Genomic DNA, 5405 nt, shown 5'->3' on the forward strand with positions numbered 1-5405 from the left:
ATAGAAGTAGTTTTATTTGATTGCAAATTAAATAATATTGATAATACAAATGATTTAGAAAAGATTAAAGTTGATAATAAACTTATATCATTGAAAATCCATTCAGATGCAGAAGTATTTGAAATTAGTGATTGTGGAAATGAAAAATATACCAAAGTAATAGTAGAAAAAATTAGCTAAATTACATAAAAAGTATTATAATTAAGATATATAGATATAAAAATATTTTTAAATTAAAATGTATAATTTTTTATTTTTATGCATTTCTCGAGAGGCTAAGTTCTAGCCTCTTTATCATTTTAAGGAATGAGCTTTTAGAAAGTACTGTATCTGATGAGATAGAAACTTTAGAGGAATTGATTGAAACTTTGAATAGTATAAAATAATTTTTTAGAATAGATTATTAAGGGATGTTGTAAATCGATGTTATGGATTTGCAACATCTCTTTTTAATTGCGTGTAAAATAGATTATTTTGTTTTGCTTCAAATAATTATTTTATGGCAAGAAACGATGCTTTAAGGTTTCAAAAAAGTTACAAATGAGCTTGAAAATTTATCTTTGGTAGTAAATTTATTATACTTAAGTTATACAATGGTGAGATATATGTATTTATGTAGATTAAATGAAGATGGTAAATTTGCTGGGATAGTTGATCACTTATGGATTTATAATAAAATAAACCCTCCAATTGAAGAGAGTGAGGATGTATTTATTATATGGTCAGATGATGCAAGTAGAACTGGATTAATTGTAGATGGAGAATGTTGCGGAATATTTGATTTATGTAGTAAACGAAAATTAAATGCTCCAAGAGAAAAAAATATAATTATTTCAATAGAAAGAGATGTATGGGAAAATGGAATAGGAGAAATTAGATGAGATTTTCATTAGAATTCAAAGATTATAAAATGAAAAATGTGAAAAATATAAATTTAAGATTGTTGAATACTTTTTTGAATGAATATACGATAGACACTTATTGTAGTGATATTTTTAAAATGATTATTATAAAATTTCTCAATAATTTTCCAAGTAAAAGAACGGAAAAACAAAGAACTTTATATAGTGATTTTGTTTTAGTTGAAATAAAAAGTGATTTTAAAAATAAACAAGAAATAAATATATTAGAATTTCAAGAGGCTTTTAATAAAATAATAAAAGCAGTAAAAAAAATAAATATAGAAAATAAAGATTTTAATTTAAATCTTCTTATGGAATCTTTAAAGGTTGCAGAAAAAAATATTCCTAATTCAAATCAAGAATTAGAGGAATATAACAAAAATAAAGAATTGGTAGATTGTAAAAATTTATTAAGATTAGCTGATTACAATATTAAAATGTACAAGCAACAAAAAAGAGAATTTAATAGACCTTTAAAAGGCATAAGAATATATTCAGATTTAGAAGATGAAAATGTAAACTTACAGCCATATATATTTATGTATGAAAATATATTTACGAACTTATTGAAAAGAGAAAATATTATGCTTCCAGGATATAATGAAATATACATATACATTGATAAAACATTAAATGATGCAAAAGTAAATGCTTTTGGATACGGTGCCGATTGGAGTAAAATGACTTATGGAGAAATAGACATTGATAAGTATATATCTTCAACAGAATCTGAGAAATCTGAAATAGTTTTTAGCTCTATCTACCAAGGCTTGAGAATGATTGCAGATTTTGATCATTTAAATAGTGATTCTATAGAAAGAGCAATAAATACCGTAAAGGTGGAAGGTTTTGATATAGATCTAGTATATATTGAAAAAGAAAATAAGAATTATGAAGTCAAGGTAGTATATAATGTGCCTAGAGTAGTTAATCAAAAGGCTTTATTTAAGTTATGTATAAAAGATAAAAACTCTAAAAAAGAAGGTTGTGTAAATATAGACTATTTTGATTTATGGTATGTTCCTTATAGTATAAGTCAAATTAAAATAAGAAAAACAGAAATTTTAATAGAAGGAAGAAAGAGTTTGAGAGCTGAGATAAGCCGAAAACATGATAATTTACCAGATAAATATTTATTTGTAATAGATAAAATTTTATTATAAATAAAAGATGTGATAAGGGTTCAATGGCGATTCCTAATTTTCAACAGAAGCAGGATATTGAATATATAGAATGAGGCTGGTGTAATGAAGAAATAGAGATGAATAGTTATACAAGGAGGGATTGATATGAGCTATTATAGTTTTATTGCTTGTGAATATAAATTACCAGCATTATACAGTCCAAAACTACATAATCCAGATGGAACTCAGAAATATATAATTGATTCAGAGGAAGATTTTAATGAACTTGAAATTTTTCAGACGGAGAGTAATTATTTAGATATTGAATATTATACAAAATTACCTTATATTTATCACTTAAATTTTGTGTATTCAGATACTAGATGTAAGCAGCTTTATGATTATTTGATGAATAATTGTGAGAGATGGAAAAAAATGTGAAGTTTGGAGTATGTGTCTTGCAAATGCTAGGAGCAAGAGAACTTTTAAAATGGACATAAAAGAGGCACTTGAAGATTTAGAAGAAATTATAGTATCTTTAGATGAATTAACTCAAGAGCATATAAAATACACCTTGTATGAAGGCAGTACCCCTATAAGATTGATGATATATTAATAATTAATAATTTATAAATTAAGGGCAAAATGAAAATTTTAAGGAGTGTTGTATTTATGAAAACGTTAAATAGATTAGAAGCTTATAAAGTTATGTTTGCATTTTTGGATAGGATATATTTTGAAGAAGGCAAAAATGATGATTTAGGAAGCTTATTAGGTTCTATGTCTTTATGGGAAGATAAAGAGGGTGGAACAATGGATGCAGCTGCATGGGCAGATTGGGAAGATATTGTTCAGGATAAAGAGTTAAATTTGGATAATACATATAATTTTATGATAGATTATATGAAAGAAATTAATAGTACATATAATTCAAAAGATTTAGCTGAGATGATAGAAAGCTTTAAACTAGGTGATGACAAGGAAAAGAATAAAGTAAATTTAGAGTATTGGGAAAAGGCTTATAGTAAAGTAAAGGAAGATTCTAAAGCTGCAATGATAAAATTATTGATGAGATAATAGATATTTTAATGAGATAATAGATATTTTAATGAGAGAATTAGATATAAATTTTAATAGGAGTTAGTTTATGATTTTAAAATTTAATCAGTATGTAATTGATATAGACGTTGATAAGACAAGAAGATTTTATCAAACAGCGAAAAATATTACAAATGAATGTAATTGCTCTGGATGCCGTAATTTTGAAAATGCAGTATTTCATTTGCCACAAGAGATTATCCAAATATTTGATAAAATGGGAATAGATATGAAAAAATCTAGAGAAGTTTATGTCAATTGCAAAAATCAAGATGGAACGTTATTTTATGCTGGATTTTATCATATTTGTGGTAAGTTGCTCAGTGGAAGTAGTCCGTGGAAGGAAACCAGTCAAATGTCAAAAGAATTAGATGAGAAAAAGCTTTTTAAAATTAACGAGGATTTCGAGATTGCATTTCAAAATGAAGTAGATTTATTAGAAAAAAATTTTTCATCGCCTGTGATTCAGCTAGAATTTTTTGCTAATATTCCGTGGGTATTGGAGGAGGAGAATACGTATTTATGAAAGGTGCTATATTACAAAAAGGAGAAGAATTTTATACTGATTTACTAGATGTATTTAATTCAATTGGCAATATACAAAATGAATATAATTGGCTGATTACTAATTTAGAAAATTGTATCTGGGTCGATGAAAAAGAAGTTTTTGTGAATGAAAAAGGATTTAAGGATTACGTTTGGATATCTGGAGATGAATTAACTAAAATACAGGAAGAAAATCATAATTTTCAGTGGATATGGGGCGTTTTCTCTGGATTTAAAAAGGATGTTTCGAAGGATGAGGCTTTAAAAAATTTTACATGGGAAAACCTACCATTTGCAAATGGCTATGATGGATTTTGGGAAAATCCAATATCAATTCAGCATCCTTTAGCAGATATTGAAATAGTAGCTTGGGATAGTACTTTGACGCTTTTGATAAGCCGAGATGATCAGATAGTAGATACATTTATGAAAAATAAGCCTTATGCGCAGAGCTTGGAAGAATATAATGAAGAAATTGTACCGACATGCAAGACATTAAGTAATAAATTAACTAAAAAAATAGATATTTTAATAAAAATAGGAGATATTTTAGCTAAAAATAAAAGGTTTAGTTTAGCTATGAAACAATATCAAAAAGCATTGGATTTATTACCACCACCAAAATCATTTTGGGAAATAAACACAAGAATATATGTGGCATTAGCAGATATATGCTTCTTTACAGGAAAGTATCAAAAGGGATTGGACTATTTATTTGAAGCACAGACATGTTTTGATGTTAGAAATGATCCGTTTATAATGCTTAGAATTGGACAATGTTTTTTTGAATTAGATAGATTGGATAAAGCAAGAGTTTATTTATACAGAGCGTATTCTACAGAAGGTAAAAAAATATTTGATAAAGAGGACGGAAAATATTTAGAATTCTTGGAAAAATCACTTGAACAGAATAAAAATTCAAATTGTAGAAGTATAAGACTATAGATTAATTATTTGAAAGGAATTTATTTTATGACAATAGTTGAAATTGAATATTATAAGGGAGATACTTTGCTTTATGGAAGAAAAATAGATGAATCTGAATTAAAATATCAAATAAGAGAAATCGAAGCTTGTTATGATAGAGATGTAGATAATTTTATAGAATTATTTTGTAGAAGGTTTGGATGGACGATTTTTGAAACTGAAGATATACCAGATTTTATTTATGATAGAGATATTGGAAAATTATACTAAAAAAAGAAATGGATGGTGAATAGCATGGAAATTGAGCTAGGTAATATGTATGATATTGATAATTGGATGAATCTTGTAGATAGAGTAAAAGGAAACTTTCCTGGTCTTGAAACAAAAGAAGCATTAGAGGAACATAGAAAAACGGTTTTATCTTTTATGGGCAAGAACTCTGCCATATGCGCAAAAATTGATGATAAGATTGTTGGGACACTTTTGTTTTCAAAAGATAATAATGAACTTTGCTTTTTAGCTGTTGATACTGAATATCGTAGGCAGCATATTGCGGAAAAAATGGTGTCTTATATGCTCACATTTATGGATCCTGAAAGTGATATTGTTGTCACTACATATCGTGAAGGAGTACCAGAGGGAATCGCAGCAAGGGCTTTTTATAAAAGATTAGGTTTTGTGGAAGGAAAGTTAACTGAAGAATTTGGGAGTCCAGTTCAAGAATTTATTTTAAAGAGATAAGTTTATAGGTGAGGTGTTTATGGAATTAGAAGAGATATATTTAAAATATAGAAAGCTTTATTTTAAT

At 26.7% G+C, this 5405-nt stretch carries 10 protein-coding genes; all 10 read left to right on the forward strand.

The features are described from left to right. Positions 1–180: hypothetical protein (locus ACI3VO_RS05130; protein WP_439756881.1), on the forward strand; the 180-nt coding region annotated here is incomplete at its 5' end. Between the two features lie 425 nt (positions 181–605). Next, positions 606–881 carry a hypothetical protein gene (locus ACI3VO_RS05135; RefSeq protein WP_439756882.1) on the forward strand — a complete coding sequence of 92 codons (276 nt, stop codon included), beginning with the start codon at positions 606–608 and terminating at the stop codon, positions 879–881. Beyond that, positions 878–2065 carry a hypothetical protein gene (locus ACI3VO_RS05140; RefSeq protein ID WP_439756883.1) on the forward strand — a complete coding sequence of 396 codons (1188 nt, stop codon included), beginning with the start codon at positions 878–880 and terminating at the stop codon, positions 2063–2065. Before ACI3VO_RS05135 ends, ACI3VO_RS05140 begins: the two co-directional genes overlap by 4 nt. A gap of 126 nt (positions 2066–2191) precedes the next feature. Beyond that, a complete protein-coding gene (locus ACI3VO_RS05145) occupies positions 2192–2467 on the forward strand; it encodes a hypothetical protein (RefSeq protein WP_439756884.1) in 276 nt (91 codons plus the stop codon). Continuing rightward, positions 2445–2642 carry a hypothetical protein gene (locus ACI3VO_RS05150; RefSeq protein WP_439756885.1) on the forward strand — a complete coding sequence of 66 codons (198 nt, stop codon included), beginning with the start codon at positions 2445–2447 and terminating at the stop codon, positions 2640–2642. Before ACI3VO_RS05145 ends, ACI3VO_RS05150 begins: the two co-directional genes overlap by 23 nt. Positions 2643–2698: 56 nt before the next feature. Continuing rightward, positions 2699–3103 (forward strand): hypothetical protein, encoded by a 405-nt coding sequence (locus ACI3VO_RS05155; RefSeq protein WP_439756886.1) that lies wholly within the window; start codon positions 2699–2701, stop codon positions 3101–3103. Positions 3104–3173: 70 nt separating this feature from the next. Further along, positions 3174–3650, forward strand: coding sequence for a hypothetical protein (locus ACI3VO_RS05160; protein WP_439756887.1), 477 nt, complete (start codon positions 3174–3176; stop codon positions 3648–3650). Then, entirely contained in the window at positions 3647–4615 is a 969-nt protein-coding gene (locus tag ACI3VO_RS05165; protein WP_439756888.1) for a tetratricopeptide repeat protein, read from the forward strand. The genes ACI3VO_RS05160 and ACI3VO_RS05165 overlap by 4 nt, the downstream gene beginning before the upstream one ends. 27 nt (positions 4616–4642) lie before the next feature. Continuing rightward, entirely contained in the window at positions 4643–4867 is a 225-nt protein-coding gene (locus ACI3VO_RS05170) for a hypothetical protein (protein WP_439756889.1), read from the forward strand. Between the two features lie 24 nt (positions 4868–4891). Next, positions 4892–5338, forward strand: coding sequence for a GNAT family N-acetyltransferase (locus ACI3VO_RS05175; protein ID WP_439756890.1), 447 nt, complete (start codon positions 4892–4894; stop codon positions 5336–5338). Positions 5339–5405 lie beyond the last annotated feature (67 nt).

It is taken from the genome of Intestinibacter sp., from assembly GCF_051866655.1.
Lineage (GTDB): Bacteria > Bacillota > Clostridia > Peptostreptococcales > Peptostreptococcaceae > Intestinibacter.